Below are 21,132 nucleotides of genomic sequence, written 5' to 3'. Positions count from 1 at the left end.
CCGCGCAGACACTGGCTGCGCGGCCGTCGCCTTCCCGGGTGCGCCGCACCTGACCCTGCTGGCCGAGACGGTGGACGAGCACCAGCCGGACGGCGACCGACACCTCGAGGCGGCCGTGCACCGGGCCCTCACCTCCTGCGCCGACGCCGGCGTCGAGCTGGTCGAGTTCGACGGCCACGTCACCGACCCGCACCTGCACCCGCTGCTGCAGCGACTGCCCCGCGTCGGGGCCGACCCGCTCGACCTCGTCGAGGTCAGCTGACCAGCAGCCCCACCGTCGTCCAGACCAGGACGCCGGCCCCGAGCAACCGCCGGAACGGGTTCACCCCGCGCAGCAGCTCGTCACCGGCCCACCACACCAGCGTGACCCGGGTGCCGACGACGACCGCCGTGCCCCAGGGGCCGTCCTCGACCACCTGCCGCACCAGCGTCAGGGCGAGGAACAGCCAGGCGGCGACGTTCGGCCACTGCGCCACCGTCCAGCGCCGGTCGGCCCGGGTGCGGTCGGCGAGCAGCCAGTCCAGCCCCCGCCGCACCGCACCTGGGCCTGCGTCGCTCACCGCGGCTCGGCCGCCAGGAACGCCGGGTCGGTGAAGAGCGCCGCGCCGGGGGTCGCGCCGGAGAGGGCGTCGGCGGCCAGGACGACGGCGGCCGCCGTCCAGGTGGTGCGCTCGACCGGCCAGACGGCGTCGTCGGCGTAGACGTAGCCGGTCCAGTAACCGCCGTCCTCGGCCCGCAGGTGCTGCATCGCGGCCAGCTGCTCGGTCGCGGCATCGACCTGGCCGGCCGCGGCCAGCGCCATCGCCAGCTCGCAGGTCTCGGCGCCGGTCACCCACGGCCGGTCGGCGACGCACCGCACGCCCAGCCCGGGGACGACGAACACGTCCCACGACAGCGCGAGCCGGTCGAGGGCGTCCTGGCCGGTGAGCGCGCCACCGAGCACCGGGTAGTACCAGTCCATCGAGAACCGGCCCCGGTCGGCGAACGCCTCGGGACGGGTCGCCACCGCCTCCTGCAGGCGCCCGGCGGCCGCACGCCAGCGCGACCGGTCGGCGCCCGCGCGCTCGGCCAGCGCCAGCCCGCACCGCAGGGCCTGCAGCAGCGACGACGACCCGGTCAGCAGGGCGACGTCGTCGGGGGTGTCGTCGGGGCGCAGCGCCCAGCCCACCGCGCCGGTGGACAGCTGCATGCGGCACACGAGGTCCAGGGCGTGCGTCACGGGGGCCAGCCAGCGCCCGCCGGAGGACCCGGTGACGAGTGCGTGGTGCAGGGCGCCCACCGCCAGGTAGCCGGCGTGGTTGGCCTCGACGCCCGGGGCGGTCACCGTGCCGTCGCGCCACTCCGACGGGAAGCCACCGGAGGGCAGCTGCCGGGCGCACAACCAGTCGAGGGCCGCAGCGCCGGCGTCGGGCCGCCCGCCGGCGGTGAGGGCCATGGCCGCCTCGACGGAGTCCCAGGCGTCGAGCTGCCCGCCCCGCCACCACGGCAGCATGCCGTCGGTGCCCTGCTCGGCGGCCACGGCCGCGACCGTCGCGGCGACGTCGTCGGCCCCCAGCACCCCCGGGACCTCGGGCAGCATCACCAGGGCTTGGTCGCGTAGACGACGAGGCTCTTGCCGATCACCGGGTCGAGCACCTTCTCGGCCGTGCGGGTGACCCATGGACGCGCCACCAGGTCCCACACCAGCAGCCGGTGGTAGGCCCGCACGGGCGCCGGGGTGCGGTCGACACCGACGGCGCACTTGAGCCACCAGTACGGCGCGTGCAGCGCATGGGCGTGGTGGCTGGACCCCGGGACCAGACCGGCTGCGGCCAGCCGCTCGCGCACCTCGGCCTGCCGGTAGATGCGGATGTGCCCGCCCTCGTTGGCGTGGTAGGCGTCCGACAGCGCCCAGCAGACGCGCTCGGGCCCGTACCGCGGCACCGTGACCGCCACCCGGCCGCCGGGCTTGAGCACCCGGGCGACCTCGGCGAAGGCGGCCGCGTCGTCGGGGACGTGCTCGAGCACCTCCGAGGCGATCACCCGGTCGACCGACCCGCTGGGCACGGGCAGGTGCAGCAGGTCCCCGCGCACTGCGGTGGCCGACGCGCCGACCGGGGCCTCGCCGGCCGCCGCGATCGCCCCCAGCCACCGCTGCGTGGTCTCGACCTCCGACCGCCCCCAGTCCACCGCGACGACCGACGCCCCGCGCCGGTAGGCCTCGAAGGCGTGCCGGCCCTCACCGCACCCGAGGTCGAGGACGGTGTGCCCGGGCCGGACGTCGAGGCGGTCGTAGTCGATCGTCAGCACCGCGCCAGCACCTCCTCGTACCAGGCCGCGGTGCGCTCGGCCGTGTACCGCCAGGTGAAGCGCTCCAGCACCCGGGCCCGCCCGGCGCGGCCCAGCTGCTGCTGCAGTCCACGCTGGTCGAGCACCAGGGCCAGGGCGCCGGCCAGCCGGTCGACGTCCCCGGCCGGGACCTGCACCGCGGCGTGCGACCCGACCACCTCGGGCAGCGCGCCGGCGTCGGTGGTCACCAGCGGGGTGGCGCACGCCATCGCCTCGATCGCGGGGAGGGAGAACCCCTCGTACAACGACGGGACGACGGCGACCGTCACCCGCTGCAGCAGCGCCACCAGGTCGGCCTGGGGGAGCGGCCCGGTGAAGGTGACGGCGTCGGCCAGCGACAGCCGCTCGACGGCGGTGGCCGCGAGCCCGCCGGCCTTGGCCGAGCCGACCACGGTGAGCCGCACCTCGCGCTCGGTGCGCAGTTTGGCGACGGCTTCCAGCAGCGGGACCAGGCCCTTGAGCGGGACGTCGGCCGAGGTGGTGACCACGACGTGGTCGGCGTCGCGCGGCCCGGTGGCCGGGCAGAACACCGCCGGGTCGATGCCCACCGGGATGACCTCGGTGCGGGTTGCGGGCACCCCCATGAGCCGCTCGATGTCGCGCTGCGAGCTCGCGGACACGGTGGTGATCGCCGGCAGCCGGCGGGCGACGCGGGCCTGCATGCCGGTGAAGGCGTACCAGCGGCGCAGCGTCAGCGAGCGGCGGAACGACGCGTGCGCCAGCTCGAGGTCGCGGTCGACGGCCACGGGGTGGTGGATCGTGGCGACCGTGGGCAGCCCGGTGCGCAGCAGGCCCCAGCCCAGGCTCTGGTTGTCGTGCACGATGTCGAACCCGCTGTCCGAGCCGTCGTCGAACCCGTTGTCGGGATCGCCCCGTCGGGCGCGCAGCAGGCGGGCCGCCCGCAGCGAGAACGTGAGCGGCTCGGGGAACGCGGCGGTGCACATGGCGCCGTACTCGAGGACGTCGACCCAGTCCCGGAACTCCCGCCAGTGCGGTGTGCGGAACGGGTCGGGCTCCCGGTAGAGGTCGAGGCTAGGCAGCCGGGTCAGCGGCACCTCGGCGTCGAGCTCGGGGTAGGGCTGGCCGCTGACCACCTCGACGCGGTGGCCCAGCTCGCGCAGCTCGCGGGACAGGGCCCGCACGTACACGCCCTGGCCGCCGCTGTGCGGCTTGGAACGGTAGGACAGCAGTGCGATGCGCAGCGACCGTCCCATGCCGCGGACTGTAACCAGCGGGTGCGACGGTCCCGTGCGAGCGCCTACCGTGGGGTGATGCGCCGCACCCCCCTGCTGCTCGTCGCCTCCACCGTCGCCTCCGCCTCGTTGCTGCTGGCCGGCTGCGGCGCCACGAGCACCCCGGTGGCCCCCGCGGCGGCCACCCAGGACGCCGCGGCGGAGGCGGTGCCGCTGGCCGACGGCCTGCTGCCCGCCGACCGGTTCGCGCCGGGCGGCACGGTCACCCGGGTGACCCCGGACGACGTCGCGGCCGCGCTGGGTGGTGCCCACGGCCAGCACGGGGTGGACCCCGGCCAGGTGTCGATCACCCCCGCGGCCTGCACCGACGCCCTCGAGGTGGCGCGCACGGCCCTGGGTGACCCGTCCGACGTCGACGACGCGGTGGGGCAGTACACCCGCAGCGGGTTCGGCGGCACCGCCGAGGTGCTCGCCGTCGGCGGGCCGTCGGCCGACCTCGTGGGCACGCTGACCACCGCGGTCGCGGCCAGCCCCACCGCGACGGTGGACACCGCCCTCGGCCAGGCGGTGGTCGAGTTCGGTGCGGTGACCCAGCCGGCGCTGGGCGACGCCGCGGCCGTCGTCCCGGTGTCGGTCACGCTCACCCCCGCCCAGGGCGCGGCCATGAGCGGGTCCGGCCTGGTCGGCGTCGTCGCCGACGGCGACCGGGTGCTGGCGCTGGCCACCGCAGGCCTGGGCACCACCCCCGACCCGGTGGCCTTCACGGCCCTGCTGACCGCCGCCCAGGACCACGCCGTCGACGTGCTCGGGTGAGGCGGGCGGCGGTGGCCCGTGGTCGGATGTCCTGGTGATCACCACGCGACGAACCCTCGGGGCCCTGGCCGCCGCCGTCCTGCTGACCGGGTGCAGCTCGACCATCGAGGGGACGGCGTCGCCGTCGCCCACGTCGCCGGGCGGGTCGTCGTCGGCCGGCCCGTCGTCGGGTTCGGGTCCGTCGTCGGGTTCGGGTTCGGCCGGCGACGACCTCACCGCCGGGCTGCTGCCCGAGGACGCCTTCGGCGCCGGCGCGGTGGTCAGCCCGGTCAGCGAGGCCGACGTGGCCGCCGGCAACGCCTCGGGCACCCTGGAGGGCGCCACCGTCACCCCCGAGGCGTGCGCCCAGGCGGTGCAGCGTAGCCAGCCCTCGCTGGAGGACCTCGACGGCTTCGCCGCCCAGACCGCCACGACCGGCACCACGATCACCGTCCAGGTCATCACCGAGGGCGCCGGCGGTGACCCGGCCGCCGACCTGGCCGCCGCGGTGCAGGAGTGCCCGCAGGCCACCGTCACCTCGCCCGAGATCGGGTCGGCCACCATCACCTTCGCCCTGCTCGACGTGCCCGACCTCGGTGACGGGTCGGCGGCGCTCACCTACACGACGACGGTCACCGGGCCCGACGGCTCGCAGCTGGCCATCCCCGCGCAGGTCGGGGTCGTGGTGGACGGCGACCGTGCGGTCACGCTGCTCAGCACCAGCCTCGGCGGCACCCTCGACCCCGTCGCCTTCGCCGACCTGCTGAGCCAGGCCTACGACTACCAGGCCGACCAGCTCGACTGATATGTGAGCTCGTTTGTCAAGTGGGCAGGGCAGAACACCGCCGCGGCTGGTTGCTGCGGCGGTGTTCTGCTTCTGTGCTGGCCCGGGGTCCGGCGGCGGGGGTGGGCGTGTCTGTCGACGCGCGGTCGAGACTGATATCCGCGGGTTGGCTACCGCATGACGGTGATCCGGCTGGGGCGCGGCGGCGTGTCTGAGGTCGAGCGTCACCGCCACGTCACCGTCGTGCGGTGGGTGGTGGTGGCTCACAGTCGAAACGCCGGTGGGGCCCCTCGCGCTGCTGCCCGCTGTCGGTGGTCTGGGCCAGGTCTGTGTCCCCGGTGGAGGTCAGGTCGCCACGGTCGGCTCCGGGTTGCTGGCGGGGTCGAGTGTGGCCAGTGACCAGCACCAGCCGGCCAGTTCGCGGGCGATGGCCACGCAGGCCACGGTGTGGGTCTTGTGGCGCAGCGCTAGGCCGACCCATCGGTCGTGCAGTCGCTGGTTGCCGGCGTGTCCACGGGCCCGGGCGGCGGGGGTGGCCTGGTCCCAGCGGGCGCGCAGGGTGGGTCCGGGTCGGTAGGTGGGCTTGTGGTGCCAGGCGGCTTCGACCAGCAGTCGGCGGGCGTGGCTGTTGCCGGTCTTGGTGATCGGCCCCAACCGTCGGCTGGCGCCGGAGGAGTGCTCGCCGGGGACCAGCCCCAGGTAGGCGCCGATGCTGGCCCCGGTGAACCGGGTCCAGTCACCGATCTCCACGGCCAACGCGAACCCGGTGAGGGTGGAGACCCCACGCAGGCAGCACAGGGCGCGGGTGATGCCGGTGAACTCGCTGTCGACGGCCAGGACGGCGATCGCCTCGTCCAGCCGGTCGCGTCGATCGCGGGTCATGATCATGGCCTCGAAGTCGGCGTCGAAGGCAGCCCGGGTGCCGGCCCCGTCCAGGTGGCGGGCCTTGAGCCACTGTTCGTGCTTGATCGTCCAGGCCCCGCCGTCGGTGTAGACCTGCCCGTGGCGCAGCAGCAGCTTGGAGACCCGGTGCCGCACCCGCATCAGGTCCCCGCGGGCGTCCTCGCGGGCCCGCACCAGGTCCCGCGCGGACTCCTGCGCCGGGGTGGGCACCCGCACCGGCGTCAGCTCATCCAGGCGCAGCAACCGGGCCAGCAGCACCGCGTCCCGCTCGTCGGTCTTCACCCGATCCCCAGCCGGGCGGATGATCTTCGACGGAGCCGCGACCGTGCACCCGATCCCGGCCGCGATCAGCGCCCGGGCCAACCCGAACCCGGTCGGCCCGGCCTCGTAGGCCACCGCCACCGGCCCAGGCAGCTCGGCCAGCCACGCAAGCACCGGCTCGCTGCCCGGCGACAGGCGCGCCTTGACCAGCTCACCGGTCACCGCATCGATCGCTGCCGCCGAGACCGAACGTGCGTGCACGTCCAGTCCCACACTCGTACGCTCTGCACCCATCGGGGCCTCCCACGCATGTCGGATAGGCCAGACAGCTGCTTCTGCCCGGCAACCCACGAACCTGCGGGAGCGAGGCCCCGTCCCACAACCCCGATCAGCGATCAGCTCCGCCTGGTCGCCTCATACCGTCTGAGCCACCCGCCCCTAGCACCCGGGGGTGACACCGCGCCGGCCGTCGTCCACATCGCCGACCGCGGTCCACAACCCCGGCCGGCGGGCCCCGGGAGGCCGGCCGGGGCGGCAGGGTGCCGGTCATGGGCCACCACGCAGATCCCCCCGCCGTCCACCCCGCCGTCCACCCCGCCGTGCACCTCGCCGGCGGGCCCGAGCTGGCTGCGGCCCTGCCGCACCTGCTCGGGTTCCCGCCGGTCGAGTCGCTCGTCCTGCTGGCGCTCACCGGCAGCGACGAGCGACGGGTGGGGATGACCCTGCGCGTCGACCTGCCCGGCCCGGACGACGCGCCGCTGCTGGCCACCGAGGTGGTGTCCCGGCTGGCGCCGTCCCGGCCGGCGGCGGTGGCGGCGTTCGTGGTGACCGAGGCGCCCGACGTGCCGGTCGCGGACCTCGCCGCGCTGGTCGAGCACCGCCTCGACGACCTGGGCCCGGTCGAGCTCCGCCTGCTGCGCGCCGGGGCCGACCTCCCCGGGCGCGACGTGCTGCACGCGGTGACCCGCGTACTGGCGGGGGCCGGGGTGCCGCTCCTGGGGGCCTGGCTGGTGCGCGCGCAGCGGTGCTGGGACTACGACTGCCCGGACCCCTGCTGCGACCCCGCCGCGGGCTGTCCGTTGCCCGGTGGCACCAGCGAGCTCGCCGCCGCCGCGGTGCTGACCGGTCGGGTGCTGGTCACCGACCGCTCCGAGCTGGTCGGCCGGCTCGCGGCGCCGGCCGACCTCCCCCCGGGGATGGTCGGCGCCTGCGCCGAGGTGGGTGCCCACCAGGCCGAGACCCTGCGGCGGGAGGGGTGGGACGAGCTGCTCGCCCGGTCGTGGCACTGCGTGCAGGACGCCGTCGCCCGGCACCGGCCAGGGTCCCGGGCGGCCCTGACCGATGTCGAGGCCGCCCGGGTGGCCTGGGCGGTGACCGCCACCGAGGTCCGCGACCGCGCCCTCGGACTGGGGGCCGGCGCCGACGCACCGGCCGCCGAGGCGCTGTGGACCGGCCTGCTGCGCCGGCTGCCCCCGCCGCTGGACGCCACGCCCGCCGTCCTGCTGGCCGCCACGGCCTACGCCCGCGGCGACGGCGTCACCGCCGCGCTCGCGCTGGACCGCGCGCAGGCGTCACGGCCCAGCTGCACCCTGGCCCAGCTGCTGCGGCAGTCGCTGAGCAGCGGCCTGCCCCCTGCGGTGGTCGCCGACCTGCTGACCCGCGCCGCTGCAGCCGGCTCAGAGCAGCTCGGGGCGTGACCAGGCCTCACCGAGCACGTGCTCGGCGAGGAAGGCCAGCACCGTCTCGTACCAGACCGTCGCGTTGCCGGGGGTGAGCACCCAGTGGTTCTCGTCGGGGAAGTAGAGGAACTTGGCGGGCACCCCGCGCTTCTGCAGGTCGTACCAGAGCCGCAGGCCCTCACCGATCGGTACCCGGTAGTCCTTGTCGCCGTGGATGACCAGCACCGGCGTGGTGATCGCGTCGGCGTAGCGGTGCGGCGAGTTCTGCTCGTAGCGGCCGGGGGAGGTCAGCGGGTCGCCGAACTCCTTCTCCCAGTAGTACGCGGCATCCGTGGCTCCGATGAAGCCGTCGAGGTGCCACAGGCTCGCGTGGGTGACGACCGCGTCGAACCGGTCGGTGTGGGTGGCTACCCAGTTGGCCATGTAGCCGCCGAACGACCCGCCCATCACGGCCGTGCGCGAGCCGTCGACCTCGGGCAGCTCGACCGCGGCGTCGGTGGCGGTCATGAGGTCGGTGTAGGGCGCGCCGCCCCAGCTGCCCCAGCCGCGGCGGACGAAGTCCTGCCCGAAGCCCTGCGACAGCGCCGGGTTGGGCAGCAGCACCGCGTAGCCGTGCGCGGCCATCACCCACGGCAGCCACCGCCACGACCAGGAGTTCCAGCTCATCAGCGGCCCGCCGTGGATCCACAGCAGCAACGGGGCGGGCGACTCGGCCGATGCGCCCTCGGGCAGCACGAGCCACGACTGCACCTCGACGCCGTCGGCCGCGGTGGCCCGCAGCTCGCGCAGCGTGCCGGGCAGGGCGGGCACGGTGCCCGGGTTGGGCAGCGGGTCGGGCTGCTGGTCGACCGCCCGCGGGTCCAGCCGCACCGGCGCCGCGGGGTGGTCGAAGGCCGAGCGCAGCGCGTACAGCGCCGTCCCGTCGCGGGCGACCTGCAGGTCGGAGTAGGCGCCGTCGCGGGTCAGCCGCACCGGGGCCTCACCCGGCACCACCCGGAACACCGCGTGCCGGCCGTCGTCGTCGGCGAGGAAGTAGACGCCCCCGCCGTCGGCGGCGAACTGCGGCGCCGAGGGCCAGCGGTCGAACCCCGCGGTCAGGTCGCTGCTGGTGCCGGCGGCGACGTCCACCAGCAGCAGCGTGTAGTCCGGCGGCTCCTCCTGGGTGGTCACCGACTCGCGGACGCAGACCAACCGGGCCGAGTCCGGCGACCACGCCGGGGAGCCGACGTCGGCGGCCTCGTCGTCGACCAGCACCAGGGTCTCCCCGGTGGCCACCGCGGTGACCACGAGCCGGTGGCGCCAGGAGGCGGGGCCGTCGGGCACCTCCTCGCTGCGGGCCAGCCACCGACCGTCGGGGGAGAGGGCCACGTCGGAGCCCGACCCGTTCGGCGGACCGGCGTCGGGGGTCAGGTCGCGCCAGGTGACCTGGGCGCCGTCGGCGGGCACCGGGCCCACGGAGAAGGCGTGCGGCACGGCCGGGCCGAGGTCGTGGTCCCAGAACCGCACCGGGTAGCTCTCGTGCAGGATCGCCGTCACCCCGGCGTCCTTGCGGGCCGTGCGCCGCACGGCGTCGGCCTCGTCGTCGACGGCGCCCGGGACGGTCGAGGCCACCACCACGAGGTCACCGGTGTCGGCGGCGACGGTCACCCCGCTGATGCCGTGACGGCGGGCCGCCACCAGGCGCGCCTCGCCACCCCCGGCGTCCAGCGCCCACAGCGCCGCCTCCGGTTCCCCGGCGTCCTTGGTCGCGTCGGGGTCGGGGCGGGCCGAGGTGAACAGCAGGGTGCCGTCGGGGGCGAAGACCGGCGCGGACTCGCCCGGGCTGCTGCGGGTCAGCCGACGGGCCTCGCGCTCACCGGCGGGGTCCAGCTCCCAGAGCGCGGTGCGCCAGCTGGTGCGGTCGGGGGAGAGGGTGGCCACCGAGGTGACCAGACGACGGCCGTCGGCCGACAGCGCCAACCCCGAGAGCCGGGGCAGTGCCATCACGTCGGCCTGCCGGCCGAAGGGGGACCCGCCCCCGAGCGGCTGGGCGGCGATCTCGTCGGCCATCCCGGTGGGTGCGTCGACCGGTGCGTCGTGCGGAGGCTGGGTCACCGTCCCAGCCTAGTGCGCACATCGTGAGCCGGGCGAAGGACTTCGCGGGTCAGCCGGCGGCAGCCGGCACCGGCTCCTCGGCCGCGGAGACGAACACGTGCTGGGCCACGCCGGGGGGCAGGGCCGTGCCGTCGATGGTCACCGAGCCGTTGACCAGCGTGGCCTGCACCGTCGACCCCGGGCGCACGCCCTGCTCGGCCAGCGACCGCAGGAGGTCCTGGTGCTCCTGCAGCTGCTCGCTGATACGGCGCACCACGACCGGGGCGCCCTCGGGGGTGGCCGCGGTGGACAACAGGGTGAGCGCGTCGGGCTGGGCGCTGGTGGTCGCCCCCAGCGCGGCCAACCCGGGGATCGGGTTGCCGAAGGGGGAGACCTGCGGGTTGCCGAGCAGCGTGAGCAGCTTGCGCTCGACGGCCTCGCTCATCACGTGCTCCCAGCGGCAGGCCTCCTCGTGCACGTCGGCGTAGTCCAGGCCGATGACGTCGACCAGCAGGCACTCGGCCAGGCGGTGCTTGCGCATCACCGCCGTGGCCAGGGCGCGGCCCTCCTCGGAGAGCGCGAGGTGGCGGTCACCCTCCACCGACAGCAGACCGTCGCGCTCCATGCGGGCGACGGTCTGGCTCACCGTGGGCCCGCTCTGGTGCAGGCGCTCGGCGATGCGGGCGCGCAGCGGCGTGATGCCCTCCTCCTCCAGCTCGAAGATCGTGCGGAGGTACATCTCGGTGGTGTCGATGAGGTCGTTCACAACAGGCTCCTCGGTGCAGGGGTCTGCGCTCCACGATACGGGGGCGGCGCCACTGCTCACGGGCGCGACGGAGCGCGCCGAGCGGTACCGTCGCCCCTGTGATCAGGCGATGAGGCCGACCCCGCAGAGCACGTCGTGAGCGATGCCGTCAGCGTCGTCTGGGACGACGCCTACCTCGGCTACACCTGGGGCGGGGACCATCCCATGCACCCGGTGCGGCTGGACCTCACGATGCGCCTGGCCGACACCCTCGGCGTCCTGTCGGGCCCCCGCGTCGAGGTGGTGCGCCCGCAGACCGCCGGCGAGGACCTGCTCACCCTGGTGCACGACCCCGCCTACCTCGACGCCGTCCGCCGCGCCCCCGGCGACCCCACCGGCGTCGGGCACGGGTTGGGCACCACCGACAACCCGGTCTTCGACGGCATCTACGAGTCCTCCGCGCTGATCGCCGGGGGGTCGGTCACCGCCGCCCGGCTGATCCACGAGGGCAGGGCGCAGCACGCGGTGAACATCGCCGGCGGCATGCACCACGCGATGCGCGACGCCGCCAGCGGCTTCTGCGTGTTCAACGACGCCGCCATCGCCATCGCCTGGTTGCTGGCCCAGGGCTACGAGCGCATCGCCTACGTCGACCTCGACGTGCACCACGGCGACGGCGTGCAGGCCGCGTTCTGGAGCGACCCGCGGGTGCTGACGGTGAGCATCCACCAGACCCCGCTCACCCTCTTCCCGGGCACCGGCTACGCCGAGGAGACCGGCGACCCGGACCGGGCGCCCGGTTCGGCGGTCAACCTGGCCCTGCCCAACGGCACCGACGACTCGGGGTGGCTGCGCGCCTTCCACGCCGTCGTGCCCGGGGTGGTGCGGGCGTTCGCACCGCAGATCCTGGTCACCCAGTGCGGCTGCGACACCCACCACGAGGACCCGATGGCCGACCTCGGGCTGACCGTCGACGGCCAGCGCGCGGCCTACAAGGCCATGCACGAGCTGGCCCACGAGGTCAGCGAGGGACGCTGGCTCACCCTGGGCGGGGGCGGCTACGGGCTGGTGCGCTGCGTCCCGCGCGCCTGGACCCACCTCATCGCCGAGGCCGCCGGCACGCCGGTGGCCCCGGGCACCGCCGTCCCAGACTCCTGGGCCCGCGACGTGCTCTCCCAGGGCCTGCGCACCGAGCCGCCGGGGTCGATGACCGAGGGTGGTTGGACCGGCTTCGCCCGCTGGGACCCCTTCACCGAGAACCGCGTCGACCGCGCCATCTCGCGCACCCGCACCGCGGCCTACCCCCTCTTCGGCCTCGACCCCGACGACCCCCGTGACTAGCCCCGAGGAGACGGTCGCCCCGACGCCGCCGCCCGGGTGGGAGGCCGACGTCGTCGCCGCCGACGGCGGCACCGTGCACCTGCGCCCCATCACCCCCGAGGACGCCGACGGCCTGCAGGGGCTGATGGAGCGCAGCTCCGACCAGACCCGCTACTACCGCTTCTTCGGCCCCATGAAGCGGTTGAGCGACAAGGACCTGCACCGCTTCACCCACGTCGACCACGACTCGCGGGTGGCCTTCGTCGTCCTGCTCGGCGACGTGCTCATCGGCGTGGGCCGCTACGACCGCTACCCGGGCACCGACGACGCCGAGGTCGCCTTCCTCGTCGAGGACGCCCACCAGCGCCGCGGTCTGGGGTCGGTGCTCCTGGAGCACCTGGCCGCCGCGGCACGCGAGCGCGGCATCACCCGGTTCGTCGCCGAGGTGCTCAGCCAGAACTCCGGGATGGTGCGCGTCTTCCTCGACGCCGGGTACGAGGCCCGGCGGTCCTACGAGGACGGCGTCGTCCACCTCACCTTCCCGATCGCGCCCACCGAGCAGGCGTTGGCGGTCACCTACGAGCGTGAGCAGCGCAGCGAGTCCCGCTCGATCGGCCGGCTGCTCAACCCCACCTCGGTCGCGGTCGTCGGGGCCAGCAACGACCGCACGAAGATCGGGCACGCGGTGCTGCGGCACCTGCTCGACCAGGGCTTCGCCGGCCCCCTCTACCCGGTCAACCCCACCGTGCGGCACGTGGCCGGGGTCCCCGCGCACGCCACCATCGAGGACATCCCCGACGACGTCGACCTCGCCGTCCTCGCCGTCCCGGCCGCCGAGGTGCCCGGGGTGGTCGAGGCCTGCCGCCGCAAGCGGGTCAAGGGGCTGGTGGTCATCTCCGGCGGGTTCGGCGAGACCGGGCCCGAGGGCCGGGAGGCCGAGCGCGCGTTCGTCGCCGCGGCCCGCGCCTCGGGCATGCGGGTGGTGGGCCCCAACTGCCTCGGCCTGGTCAACACCGACCCCGCGGTCAACCTCAACGCCAGCCTCGCCCCGCGGGTGCCGGGCCGGGGCCGCATGGGGTTCTTCGCGCAGTCGGGGGCCCTGGGCGTGATGCTGCTGGAGCGCGCCAGCGACCGCGGCATCGGGCTGTCCAGCTTCGTGTCGGCCGGCAACCGGGCCGACGTCAGCGGCAACGACATGCTGCAGTACTGGGCCACGGACCCGGGCACCGAGGTGGTGCTGCTGCACCTGGAGAGCTTCGGCAACCCGCGCAAGTTCGCCCGGCTGGCCCGCCGGGTGGGTCGCGACAAGCCGGTCGTCGCGGTGAAGAGCGGCCGGCACGTCGGCATGACCGCGGGCCTGGCCGGCACCAGCGTGACCGTGCCCGAGGACTCGGTGGCCGCGCTGTTCGCCTCCGCCGGGGTCATCCGCGTGCAGACGCTGGCCGAGCTGTTCGACGTCGGCACCCTGCTGGCCCACCAGCCGCTGCCCGGCGGGCACCGCGTGGCCGTCGTCGGCAACTCCACCGCGGTCGGGGTGCTGGTGGCCGACGCGGTGCTGGAGCAGGGCCTGCAGCTGGCCCACGAGCGCCCGGTCGACATCGGCACCGCCGCCCCGCCCGAGGAGTTCCGCGCCGCGCTCGAGGCCACCCTGGCCGACGAGCGGGTCGACGCCGTCGTGGCGGTGTACCTCCCGGCGCTGGCCCACGACGCCGAACCGTTCGGGCGCGTGCTGCGCGAGGTCTCGGCCGGCGCGGAGAAGCCGCTGGTCGCCAACTTCCTGTCCGCCGACGGCATCCCCGACGTCCTGGTGGTGCGCGGTGAGGACGGCATGCCGGCGCGCGGATCCGTGCCGTCGTTCTCCACGCCCGAGCGGGCGGTCATCGCGCTGGCCAGGGTGGCCGAGTACGCGGCCTGGCGGCGGCGCCCCGCCGGCACCGTGCCCGAGCTCGACGACGTCGACGAGCCCGCCGCCCGGGCGGTCATCGAGGCCGCGCTGGCCGACGGCGGTCGTGAGCTGACCGACGACGAGGTCATCGCGCTGCTGGGCGCCTACGGGGTCCCGCTGCTGCGCACCCGGCGGGCCGACGACGCCGAGGCCGCCGTGCTCGCGGCCGAGGAGGTCGGCTACCCGGTCGTGCTGAAGTCCACCGCGCCGTGGCTGCGGCACCGCGCCGACCTCGGGGGGACGCGGCTGGACCTGCGCGACGCCGACGACGTCCGCGCCGGGTTCGCCGCCATCCCCGCCGACGACCCGGTGATCGTGCAGGAGATGGCCGCGCCCGGCGTCACCGTCGTCGTCGAGGTGCTCGACGACCCCTCGTTCGGCGCGCTGGTCAGCTTCGGGGTGGGCGGTTTCGCCTCCGACCTGCTCGGTGACCGGGCGCTGCGCACCCTCCCGGTCACCGACACCGACGCCCGCGAGATGGTGCGGGAGATCCGGGCGTGGCCGCTGCTGGACGGCTACCGCGGTGCCGAGCGGGTCGACGTCGAGGCCGTCGAGCAGCTGCTGCTGCGCATCGCCCGGCTGGCCGACGACCTGCCCGAGGTGCTCGCGCTCTCGCTGGAGCCGGTGATCGTGGGCCCGCCGAACCCGTGGCACGGCGGCCGGTCGCTGGTGGTGGCCGGCGCCGCCGTGCGGGTGGGTCCGCCGACGGCCCGGGTCGACCCCGGCCCCCGGCGGATGTTCACCGCCTGAATCACCTACGTACCGGGCGAAGCCCGTCGGCGGCCCTGGTGCGGGGGACGGAGTTCCCCCGCCAGGGTTCGCCGGTGCGGGCCAGCAGTTGGCCCCGTCGCAGGGACCCGACGCGAGCGGAGCTCGTGGTGGTGGGGGGGGCGGCGGGGTCCTTCTGTCAGGCCAGGTAGTCGCGCAGGGCGTCGGCCCGCTCGGGCGAGCGCAGCTTGCTCATCGTCTCGCGCTCGATCTGACGCACCCGCTCGCGGGAGAGACCGAACTGCTTGCCGATCTGCTCGAGCGTGCGGGGCTGGTTGCCGTCGAGGCCGAAGCGCAGCACGACGACGTCGCGCTCGCGGTCCTCCAGCGTGCCCAGCACGGTGCGCACGTCACCCTTCATCATCTGGAAGGCGACGGCGTCCTCGGCGACCGCGGCGTCGGTGTCCTCGATGAAGTCGCCCAGCCGGGACTCCTCGTCGGCACCGACGGTCTGGTCCAGGGAGACCAGGTCGCGGCTGTGCTCGAGCAGCTCGGTGACCCGCTCCTCGGTCATGTCCAGCTCGAGGCCGAGCTCCTCGGCGGTGGGCTCGCGCTCCAGCTCCTGGTGCAGCCGCCGGCGGGTGCGCACCACCTTGTTGACCTGCTCGGCCAGGTGGACGGGCAGCCGGATGGTGCGCCCGCTGTCGGCCATGGCGCGGGTGATCGCCTGCCGGATCCACCAGGTGGCGTAGGTCGAGAACTTGAAGCCCTTGGTGTAGTCGAACTTCTCGACCGCGCGGATGAGGCCGACGTTGCCCTCCTGGATGAGGTCCAGGAACGTCATGCCGTGGCCGGTGTAGCGCTTGGCGACCGACACCACGAGGCGCAGGTTGGCCTCCAGCAGGTGGGCCTTGGCGGCCTTGCCGTCGGCGACGAGCAGCCCGTAGTCGCGCTTGACCGCGGGGGTGAGCTTCTTCTCGGCCAGCAGCCGGCCGGCGTACAGCCCGGCCTCGATGCGCTTGGCGAGCTCGACCTCCTGCTCGGCGGTCAGCAGGGCGGTCTTGCCGATCGTGTTGAGGTAGACGCGCACCAGGTCGGTGGACACCAGCCCGCTGGTGTCGGGGGTGCGACGGGGCGCGCGCACGCTCAGGGTGTCGGTGGGGGAGGACTGCGTCAGCGTCACGGTGAGTCTTCGTCCTTGCCTCTGGGGTCGGATGGCTGCCTGTCGTGCCGGCCGCGCACCCGGGCGTCGTCGGGGCGGGGACTCGCCGGGATCACCGGTCGGGGCCCCTTCCGCGGGATGTGCCATCCCGTGTGGTACGTCGTGCACAACGGTCGGGACCACCTCCCGTGTTCCTGCTCGATCCGTCACACAGCGATTCGACAGGTTCGCGGGTACCCCGGGCCGGCCCGGCGAACCACAGCGGTGTGGTTCAGACCTCCAGCAGCAGTGTGAACGGGCCGTCGTTCACGCTTTCCACCTGCATGGACGCACCGAACACCCCGGTGGCGACGGTGGCTCCGCGGGCCCGCAGCGCGGCCACGACCTCCTCGACCAGGGGCTCGGCCGCAGGACCCGGGGCGGCGGACCCCCACGAGGGACGGCGGCCCTTCCGCGTGTCGCCGTACAGCGTGAACTGGCTGACCACCAGCACGGGCAGGCCGAGGTCGGCCGCCGACCGCTCGCCGTCCTCACCCGGGAAGACCCGCAGCTCGTGGATCTTGCGGGCCAGGTCGCGCGCCTCGGGCGGGCCGTCGCCGTGGGTCACCCCGACCAGGGCCAGCAGGCCTCGGCCCACCGCACCGACCACGGCACCGTCGACGACCACCGACGCCCTGCCGACCCGGCTCACCACTGCGCGCACCCCGTGATGGTGCCCCACCGCGCTGATCCGGGACGCTGACCAGCGGACGGTTCGGCCTCCCCGCGACCGGGCACCGGCCAGCGATGGGACGACGAGAGCTGACCCGGTGAGCGTCCGCAGCCTGCTCGAGCGCGCCACCGCCGCCGTCGAGCGGTGGGAGCTGCTGGACGCCCCCGGCTACCAGGTGGAGCACGGCATCTCCCTGACCTTCCTGCTCACCGGGCGCTGGGCCCGGCCGCTGCAGGACGCGTTGCACGGGGTGTGGCTGGGGCACCCGCTGCACCCGGCGCTGGTGGCCGTGCCCATCGGTGCGTGGAGCACCGCCCTGGTCCTCGACGGGCTCGACGCCGCGGGTCGCGGCGGCCCGGGTGTGGGCCAGGCGGCCCGGATGGGGGTGCGGGTCGGGGTGGTCGGCGCCGCGGCCGCGGCGGCCACCGGGCTCACCGACTGGCAGCACACCCACGACGCCGCCCGGCGGGTGGGGATGGTGCACGCCGCGCTGAACGGCGCCGCCCTGGGGCTCTACGGCTGGTCGCTGGCCGACCGGTCACGCGGCCGGGCGACCCGCGCCCGTGTCAGCGCGGCGACGGGCTACCTGCTGACGGTCGCCAGCGGCCACCTCGGCGGGACGCTGGCCCACCGCCTCGGCATCGGGGGCGACCACGCCGTCCGCACGGCCGAGCCGCGCACCTTCACCGCCGTCGCCGAGCAGGCCGACCTCACCGAGGGCGTGCCGCACCCGGTCGACGTCGACGGCGTCCCCGTCGTGCTCGTGGCCGAGGACGGCGCGGTGCACGCCGTCGCCGGCAGCTGTCCGCACCTGGGGGGTCCGCTCGGCGAGGGCTGGTTGCACCGCGGCGAGCTGGTGTGCCCATGGCACGGCTCCCGGTTCGACCTGGCCACCGGCGAACCGGCGCAGGGCCCGTCGACGGCGTCCCTGCCCTGCTTCGACGTCCGGACCCGCGACGGCCGGGTGGAGGTGCGCCGTCGCGTGCCCCGCCGCACCGCGACCGCCCTCACGACCGCCGAGGAGGCATCACGATGAAGGCCGACGAGGTGCTCATCGCGCACCACGACGTCCTGCGCGGCCTGCTCGGGCAGCTGCGGGAGACCACCGACGGCCAGCTCGACCGGCGCCGCCACCTGCGGGCGGAATTCCTGCGGGAGGTCGAGGTGCACACCCAGATCGAGGACGAGATCTTCTACCCCGCGGTCTCGGAGGTGTCTCCGCTGCTCTCGGTCGCGCACGCCGAGCACCGCCAGATCGACGACCAGCTGGCCACCGTGATGCGCACCCCGGTGGACGACCCGGAGTTCCTGGTCGAGGTGCGCATGCTGGAGGCCACGCTGCGGCACCACGCGGCCGAGGAGGAGGCCGAGATGTTCCCGCAGGCCCACACCCTCGGCGAGGACCGCCTCGAGGAGCTCGGCCAGCAGCTGCAGGACCGGCAGGCCGAGCTGGCCCGGTCCGGTGCGATGCGGTGGATGGTCCGGCTCAAGCACACGGTGCTGCGCCTGGTGTGACCCCTAGTCCTCGCGCGTGCCGGTGAAGGGGTGCACCGAGGAGCCGTCACCCATCGTGCTGGCGCCGATCACCGCGAGGGTCCCGTCGGCCTGCAGGACCACCGCCGCGACGTCCTCCAGCGAGCCGTAGCCGTTCTCCCGGGCCGCCGAGTGCAGGTCGGACTCGATCATCCGGTGCCGGCGCAGCGCGCGGCCCACCGGTCGCCCGTCGTGGAAGAGCAGGGTCGGGCCGGGATCGACCAGGGCCTGGAAACGCGGCCACCGCGCGCGACCGGCCGCGAACAGCCACTGCAGGGCCACCAGCAGGGAGAAGGTGACCACCGCCTCGACCAGCGACACCTCCGAGGCCGTGATGACCCGGCCGAACGCCGACCCAAGGGTCACCGTGATGATGAAGTCGAAGGGCGTCATCTTGGCCATGTTGCGGGGACCGGTGCCGCGCAGCAGCAAGGCCAGCCACACGTAGCCGAGGGTGCCGACGAGCAGGATCCGCAGGACGGGCTCCCAGCCGTCGACGAGGAACTGGGTCTGGTCCACGGGGTGACCTCCGGGGTGGTGGTGCGGGCGGCGGACCGGAGGGGGCGCGCCGCGACGACCGACCCAGCGTCCTCCCGGCGATCCCCGGCGGGACGGCCGGGTAGGGGACGGGATCCGGTCGGCCCCACCCCACGAGGGTGGTGCACACTTCGGCGGTGCCGACCGTCCGCATCGCCCAGGACCCCGCCGCCGACGACCTGCTGGGCCGCGAGTCCCTTCCTCGGTGCGGCGGTGGCCCTGGATGAGGCGGGTCGCGATGCCCAGCAGCCACGGTTGGATCTCGGCGTGGACGTGCCGGTGGTCCATGCGCCGGCGGGAGGCCACCAGAAGGGCCTCGCTCAGCGGGTCATCGGTCAGGTCGCCGACCCTGCGGGCGAGGCACCTGTGCACCGTGGGGGCGTGCCAGTCGAACAGCACGGCGAACTGGCCCGCTCCACAAGACCCGGGGCGGGAACTCGGTCTCTGATGACGGCTCCCGCAGCCCCGGCTCGCGCTACCTCACGACGGCGTGACGTCCCGAGCTTCGAGCGGCGTTCCCTCGGGAACGGTGAGTTCAGGATTGTGGTTGAGGGCCAGCTTCTGCAGCATCGAACGGATGAGTTGGAGGTCGGATTCGGAGAGCTCGGACATGGCCGCCCGCTCACCCCGTGCGGCGGCTTCCTGTCCCGCCCGGAGCAGAGCGGTTCCCTCCACCGTGAGGGACACGACGTTCAGACGTCGATCCTGAGGATGCGGGGACCGGTTGATCAGTCCCCTCTGCTCCAGCCGCAGGACGAGCGGGACGACTCGGCTGGGATCCATTCCCAGCAGTGCCGCCAGCTGCCGTTGGCTGACACCGCCCAGGTCGGAGGCCAGTGAGAGTACGGAGTACTCGCGAACGCGGATGTCCAGGTCGGCCAGTTCGTCGTTGACCGAGGCGACCGTCGTGGCGGCGACCCTTGACAGTAGAAAGCCGACCTCATCCAGCAAGCGCAGGTGGGAAGGGGTGCGCACGGACATCATGATGTCGTGTGCCGCCACCGCGGGCTTGTTCATGCCGGCGTGGGCACGAGTCGCCCCTGCTCCCGACTGGCCCGCTGGGTGCCGCAGTCGGTGTCGACCCGCGCGACGAGGGCGGCGAGTAGCCGGTCGAAGTCCGTACCGACATCACGGCGTGTGGTGACGGGTGCGAAGTGGTCTTGGATGAACTGGAGGGTCGGCTGGAGGGCTGGTGCGGGCTGGCGCTCGTTGGTCGCGAAGGCCTGGGAAGCCATGGCGCCCAGCAGGCTGACCTGGGCCAGCAGGCACCGGTCGATCTCAGTGGCCTTGCGCCACGCGGCGAACAACGGGTTGGGTACGTCGTTCTGGCCCACCGCGGCGAAGGACAGCAGCGACGGGGTGGCCAACGCTCGCGCCTCTTCGCTCCACGCCGCAGCAGGCATGTAGGAGGTCCCCAGCGCAAGGTTGTCCTGCCGCGGCAGGACCTCGTTGTCGAGGTAGATCGCGTGCAGTAGATGCTGTCCCAGCTGCACGAGGTCAGCCACGGTGCGGGCTGCGGTGTCGATGGCGACCACGGATCGTTGGTTGTGGAAGCTGCCGTTGGACACCACACGGGCCGCCTCGCCAGGCTTCGCCGGGATGAAGGCGGGGTTGTCACCGGGGTGCCTCAGGGCGCTGTCGGCAACCGTGGTGAGGTAGTCCAGCGCGTCGTTGGCTGCGGCAATGCAGCGCGGCAGGATGCGGACGCTCACCTTGGCTTGGTGGGTCCGACGCGGGTGGTCACTGCCCAGTGCGCGCCCCATCTCGAGTACGGCGTCCGCCTCGCTCGGGTTGGCCCACACTTGCCCGAGGGCCGGATCGGTGTGGCCCTCCGGGGCGTCCAGTGCATCGACCGCCAGGGTGATTACCGGTAGGGCAGCCTGCAGAACTGCCTCCATGCGGATGGCGCGGTGTGCGGTGAGCGCACCGGCGCACGGGGATCCGTTGACGAGCGCCATGGCCTCTCCGGCTCCGAGCGCCATGTTGCCCGGCACCGACGCGAACAGGTGACCCAGAGGCTGGATCTCTCCCGAGCCGGCGGTGCCGTCCACGGGAACACGAGGCAGGGGTCGAGCGAGCAGATCGGCGACGTGCTGTGCGAGCTCTGCGCTGACGCCACCGCTGCCGTCGACGAAGCTACCCAGACGGGCCAACACCATCCCGCGGACCACCTCCTCGGGCAGTGCTGCGCCGAAGGACGTGGCGCTGTTGAGGCCCGTGGCGTAGCTGGCACGGTCCGCTTCGGTCAGCACCCGGTTGGAGCCGTCGCCGGCATGGACGCTCACGCCGTAGATGGGCATCCCCTCGAGGGTCTGCACCAAGGCCAGGAACTCCTGTCGCCAGGCCTCTACCTGCGCCAGTAGCTCCGGGTCGAGAGCGATGTGCTCCCTGCCCCAAGCGACGCGCCTGAAGGTTTCCAGATCGATGTCGGCTGATGTGCGCACGTGAACGGTCACG

Annotated in this window: 20 protein-coding genes; 8 read left to right on the top strand and 12 right to left on the bottom strand. The window is 74.4% G+C overall.

Annotated elements, in window-relative coordinates; all coding sequences use genetic code 11:
- Positions 1–70: 70 nt before the first annotated feature.
- Positions 71–262 (top strand): hypothetical protein, encoded by a 192-nt coding sequence (locus TEK04_RS07190; RefSeq protein WP_336403642.1) that lies wholly within the window; start codon positions 71–73, stop codon positions 260–262.
- Here TEK04_RS07190 and TEK04_RS07185 read toward each other — a convergent pair.
- Genes TEK04_RS07185 through TEK04_RS07170 form a run of 4 tightly spaced genes read right to left on the bottom strand, consistent with a single transcriptional unit; the run spans position 255 to position 3,542 of the window.
- Positions 255–560 (bottom strand): hypothetical protein, encoded by a 306-nt coding sequence (locus tag TEK04_RS07185; protein ID WP_336403641.1) that lies wholly within the window; start codon positions 558–560, stop codon positions 255–257. The genes TEK04_RS07190 and TEK04_RS07185 overlap by 8 nt on opposite strands.
- Positions 557–1,579: a prenyltransferase gene (locus tag TEK04_RS07180; RefSeq protein ID WP_336403686.1), complete on the bottom strand. Its 1,023-nt coding sequence runs from the start codon at positions 1,577–1,579 to the stop codon at positions 557–559. The genes TEK04_RS07185 and TEK04_RS07180 overlap by 4 nt, the downstream gene beginning before the upstream one ends.
- Positions 1,579–2,289, bottom strand: coding sequence for a class I SAM-dependent methyltransferase (locus TEK04_RS07175; RefSeq protein ID WP_336403640.1), 711 nt, complete (start codon positions 2,287–2,289; stop codon positions 1,579–1,581). Before TEK04_RS07175 ends, TEK04_RS07180 begins: the two co-directional genes overlap by 1 nt.
- Positions 2,283–3,542 (bottom strand): glycosyltransferase family 4 protein, encoded by a 1,260-nt coding sequence (locus TEK04_RS07170; protein ID WP_336403639.1) that lies wholly within the window; start codon positions 3,540–3,542, stop codon positions 2,283–2,285. Before TEK04_RS07170 ends, TEK04_RS07175 begins: the two co-directional genes overlap by 7 nt.
- Before the next feature lie 57 nt (positions 3,543–3,599).
- Here TEK04_RS07170 and TEK04_RS07165 point away from each other — a divergent pair, with 57 nt between their 5' ends.
- Entirely contained in the window at positions 3,600–4,334 is a 735-nt protein-coding gene (locus TEK04_RS07165) for a hypothetical protein (protein ID WP_336403638.1), read from the top strand.
- A 34-nt stretch (positions 4,335–4,368) separates the two neighbouring features.
- Complete coding sequence (locus TEK04_RS07160) at positions 4,369–5,118, top strand: hypothetical protein (RefSeq protein ID WP_336403637.1); 750 nt, start codon at positions 4,369–4,371, stop codon at positions 5,116–5,118.
- Between the two features lie 324 nt (positions 5,119–5,442).
- Here TEK04_RS07160 and TEK04_RS07155 read toward each other — a convergent pair whose 3' ends face one another.
- Positions 5,443–6,522, bottom strand: a complete 1,080-nt coding sequence (locus TEK04_RS07155; RefSeq protein ID WP_336403636.1) for an IS110 family RNA-guided transposase — start codon at positions 6,520–6,522, stop codon at positions 5,443–5,445.
- 287 nt (positions 6,523–6,809) lie between these two features.
- On the opposite strand from TEK04_RS07155, the gene TEK04_RS07150 reads away from it, so the two are divergent.
- Positions 6,810–7,958, top strand: a complete 1,149-nt coding sequence (locus TEK04_RS07150; RefSeq protein WP_336403635.1) for a DUF4192 domain-containing protein — start codon at positions 6,810–6,812, stop codon at positions 7,956–7,958.
- Here TEK04_RS07150 and TEK04_RS07145 read toward each other — a convergent pair.
- Both TEK04_RS07145 and TEK04_RS07140 read right to left on the bottom strand, forming a co-directional pair.
- The gene (locus TEK04_RS07145) at positions 7,938–10,034 is read right to left on the bottom strand and encodes an alpha/beta fold hydrolase (protein WP_336403634.1); all 2,097 of its coding nucleotides are present in this window, start codon (positions 10,032–10,034) and stop codon (positions 7,938–7,940) included. The two genes, TEK04_RS07150 and TEK04_RS07145, sit on opposite strands and share 21 nt — an antisense overlap.
- A gap of 49 nt (positions 10,035–10,083) precedes the next feature.
- Entirely contained in the window at positions 10,084–10,779 is a 696-nt protein-coding gene (locus tag TEK04_RS07140; protein WP_336403633.1) for an iron-dependent transcriptional repressor DtxR, read from the bottom strand.
- Between the two features lie 135 nt (positions 10,780–10,914).
- Here TEK04_RS07140 and TEK04_RS07135 point away from each other — a divergent pair, with 135 nt between their 5' ends.
- Both TEK04_RS07135 and TEK04_RS07130 read left to right on the top strand, forming a co-directional pair.
- Complete coding sequence (locus TEK04_RS07135; RefSeq protein WP_336403632.1) at positions 10,915–12,099, top strand: acetoin utilization protein AcuC; 1,185 nt, start codon at positions 10,915–10,917, stop codon at positions 12,097–12,099.
- Positions 12,092–14,773 carry a bifunctional acetate--CoA ligase family protein/GNAT family N-acetyltransferase gene (locus TEK04_RS07130; protein WP_336403631.1) on the top strand — a complete coding sequence of 894 codons (2,682 nt, stop codon included), beginning with the start codon at positions 12,092–12,094 and terminating at the stop codon, positions 14,771–14,773. Before TEK04_RS07135 ends, TEK04_RS07130 begins: the two co-directional genes overlap by 8 nt.
- A gap of 157 nt (positions 14,774–14,930) precedes the next feature.
- Here TEK04_RS07130 and sigB read toward each other — a convergent pair whose 3' ends face one another.
- Both sigB and dtd read right to left on the bottom strand, forming a co-directional pair.
- Complete coding sequence (sigB, locus tag TEK04_RS07125) at positions 14,931–15,914, bottom strand: RNA polymerase sigma factor SigB (RefSeq protein ID WP_336403630.1); 984 nt, start codon at positions 15,912–15,914, stop codon at positions 14,931–14,933.
- 250 nt (positions 15,915–16,164) lie between these two features.
- Entirely contained in the window at positions 16,165–16,596 is a 432-nt protein-coding gene (gene dtd / locus TEK04_RS07120; protein ID WP_336403629.1) for a D-aminoacyl-tRNA deacylase, read from the bottom strand.
- 106 nt (positions 16,597–16,702) lie between these two features.
- On the opposite strand from dtd, the gene TEK04_RS07115 reads away from it, so the two are divergent.
- Positions 16,703–17,641 carry a Rieske (2Fe-2S) protein gene (locus tag TEK04_RS07115; protein ID WP_336403628.1) on the top strand — a complete coding sequence of 313 codons (939 nt, stop codon included), beginning with the start codon at positions 16,703–16,705 and terminating at the stop codon, positions 17,639–17,641.
- Entirely contained in the window at positions 17,638–18,120 is a 483-nt protein-coding gene (locus tag TEK04_RS07110; protein WP_336403627.1) for a hemerythrin domain-containing protein, read from the top strand. Before TEK04_RS07115 ends, TEK04_RS07110 begins: the two co-directional genes overlap by 4 nt.
- A gap of 3 nt (positions 18,121–18,123) precedes the next feature.
- Here TEK04_RS07110 and TEK04_RS07105 read toward each other — a convergent pair whose 3' ends face one another.
- The 3 genes from TEK04_RS07105 to TEK04_RS07095 all read right to left on the bottom strand — a co-directional run bounded on the left by TEK04_RS07105 (position 18,124) and on the right by TEK04_RS07095 (position 21,131).
- A complete protein-coding gene (locus TEK04_RS07105) occupies positions 18,124–18,657 on the bottom strand; it encodes a DUF421 domain-containing protein (RefSeq protein ID WP_336403626.1) in 534 nt (177 codons plus the stop codon).
- Positions 18,658–19,155: 498 nt separating this feature from the next.
- Positions 19,156–19,692, bottom strand: coding sequence for a MarR family winged helix-turn-helix transcriptional regulator (locus tag TEK04_RS07100; protein ID WP_336403625.1), 537 nt, complete (start codon positions 19,690–19,692; stop codon positions 19,156–19,158).
- A complete protein-coding gene (locus TEK04_RS07095) occupies positions 19,689–21,131 on the bottom strand; it encodes an aromatic amino acid lyase (RefSeq protein ID WP_336403624.1) in 1,443 nt (480 codons plus the stop codon). Before TEK04_RS07095 ends, TEK04_RS07100 begins: the two co-directional genes overlap by 4 nt.
- Between the last annotated feature and the right edge of the window lies 1 nt (position 21,132).

The organism is Klenkia sesuvii (genome assembly GCF_037083825.1).
Lineage (GTDB): Bacteria > Actinomycetota > Actinomycetes > Mycobacteriales > Geodermatophilaceae > Klenkia > Klenkia sesuvii.
This window is presented reverse-complemented; position numbering and strand designations above follow the sequence as displayed.

What these genes read in the sequence shown, in the direction of transcription:
- TEK04_RS07180 (WP_336403686.1), bottom strand. Translation starts at nt 1,579, where the DNA reads ATGCTGCCCGAGGTCCCGGGGGTGCTGGGGGCCGACGACGTCGCCGCG.
- TEK04_RS07170 (WP_336403639.1), bottom strand. Translation starts at nt 3,542, where the DNA reads ATGGGACGGTCGCTGCGCATCGCACTGCTGTCCTACCGTTCCAAGCCG.
- TEK04_RS07165 (WP_336403638.1), top strand. Translation starts at nt 3,600, where the DNA reads ATGCGCCGCACCCCCCTGCTGCTCGTCGCCTCCACCGTCGCCTCCGCC.
- TEK04_RS07150 (WP_336403635.1), top strand. Translation starts at nt 6,810, where the DNA reads ATGGGCCACCACGCAGATCCCCCCGCCGTCCACCCCGCCGTCCACCCC.
- TEK04_RS07110 (WP_336403627.1), top strand. Translation starts at nt 17,638, where the DNA reads ATGAAGGCCGACGAGGTGCTCATCGCGCACCACGACGTCCTGCGCGGC.
- TEK04_RS07100 (WP_336403625.1), bottom strand. Translation starts at nt 19,692, where the DNA reads ATGAACAAGCCCGCGGTGGCGGCACACGACATCATGATGTCCGTGCGC.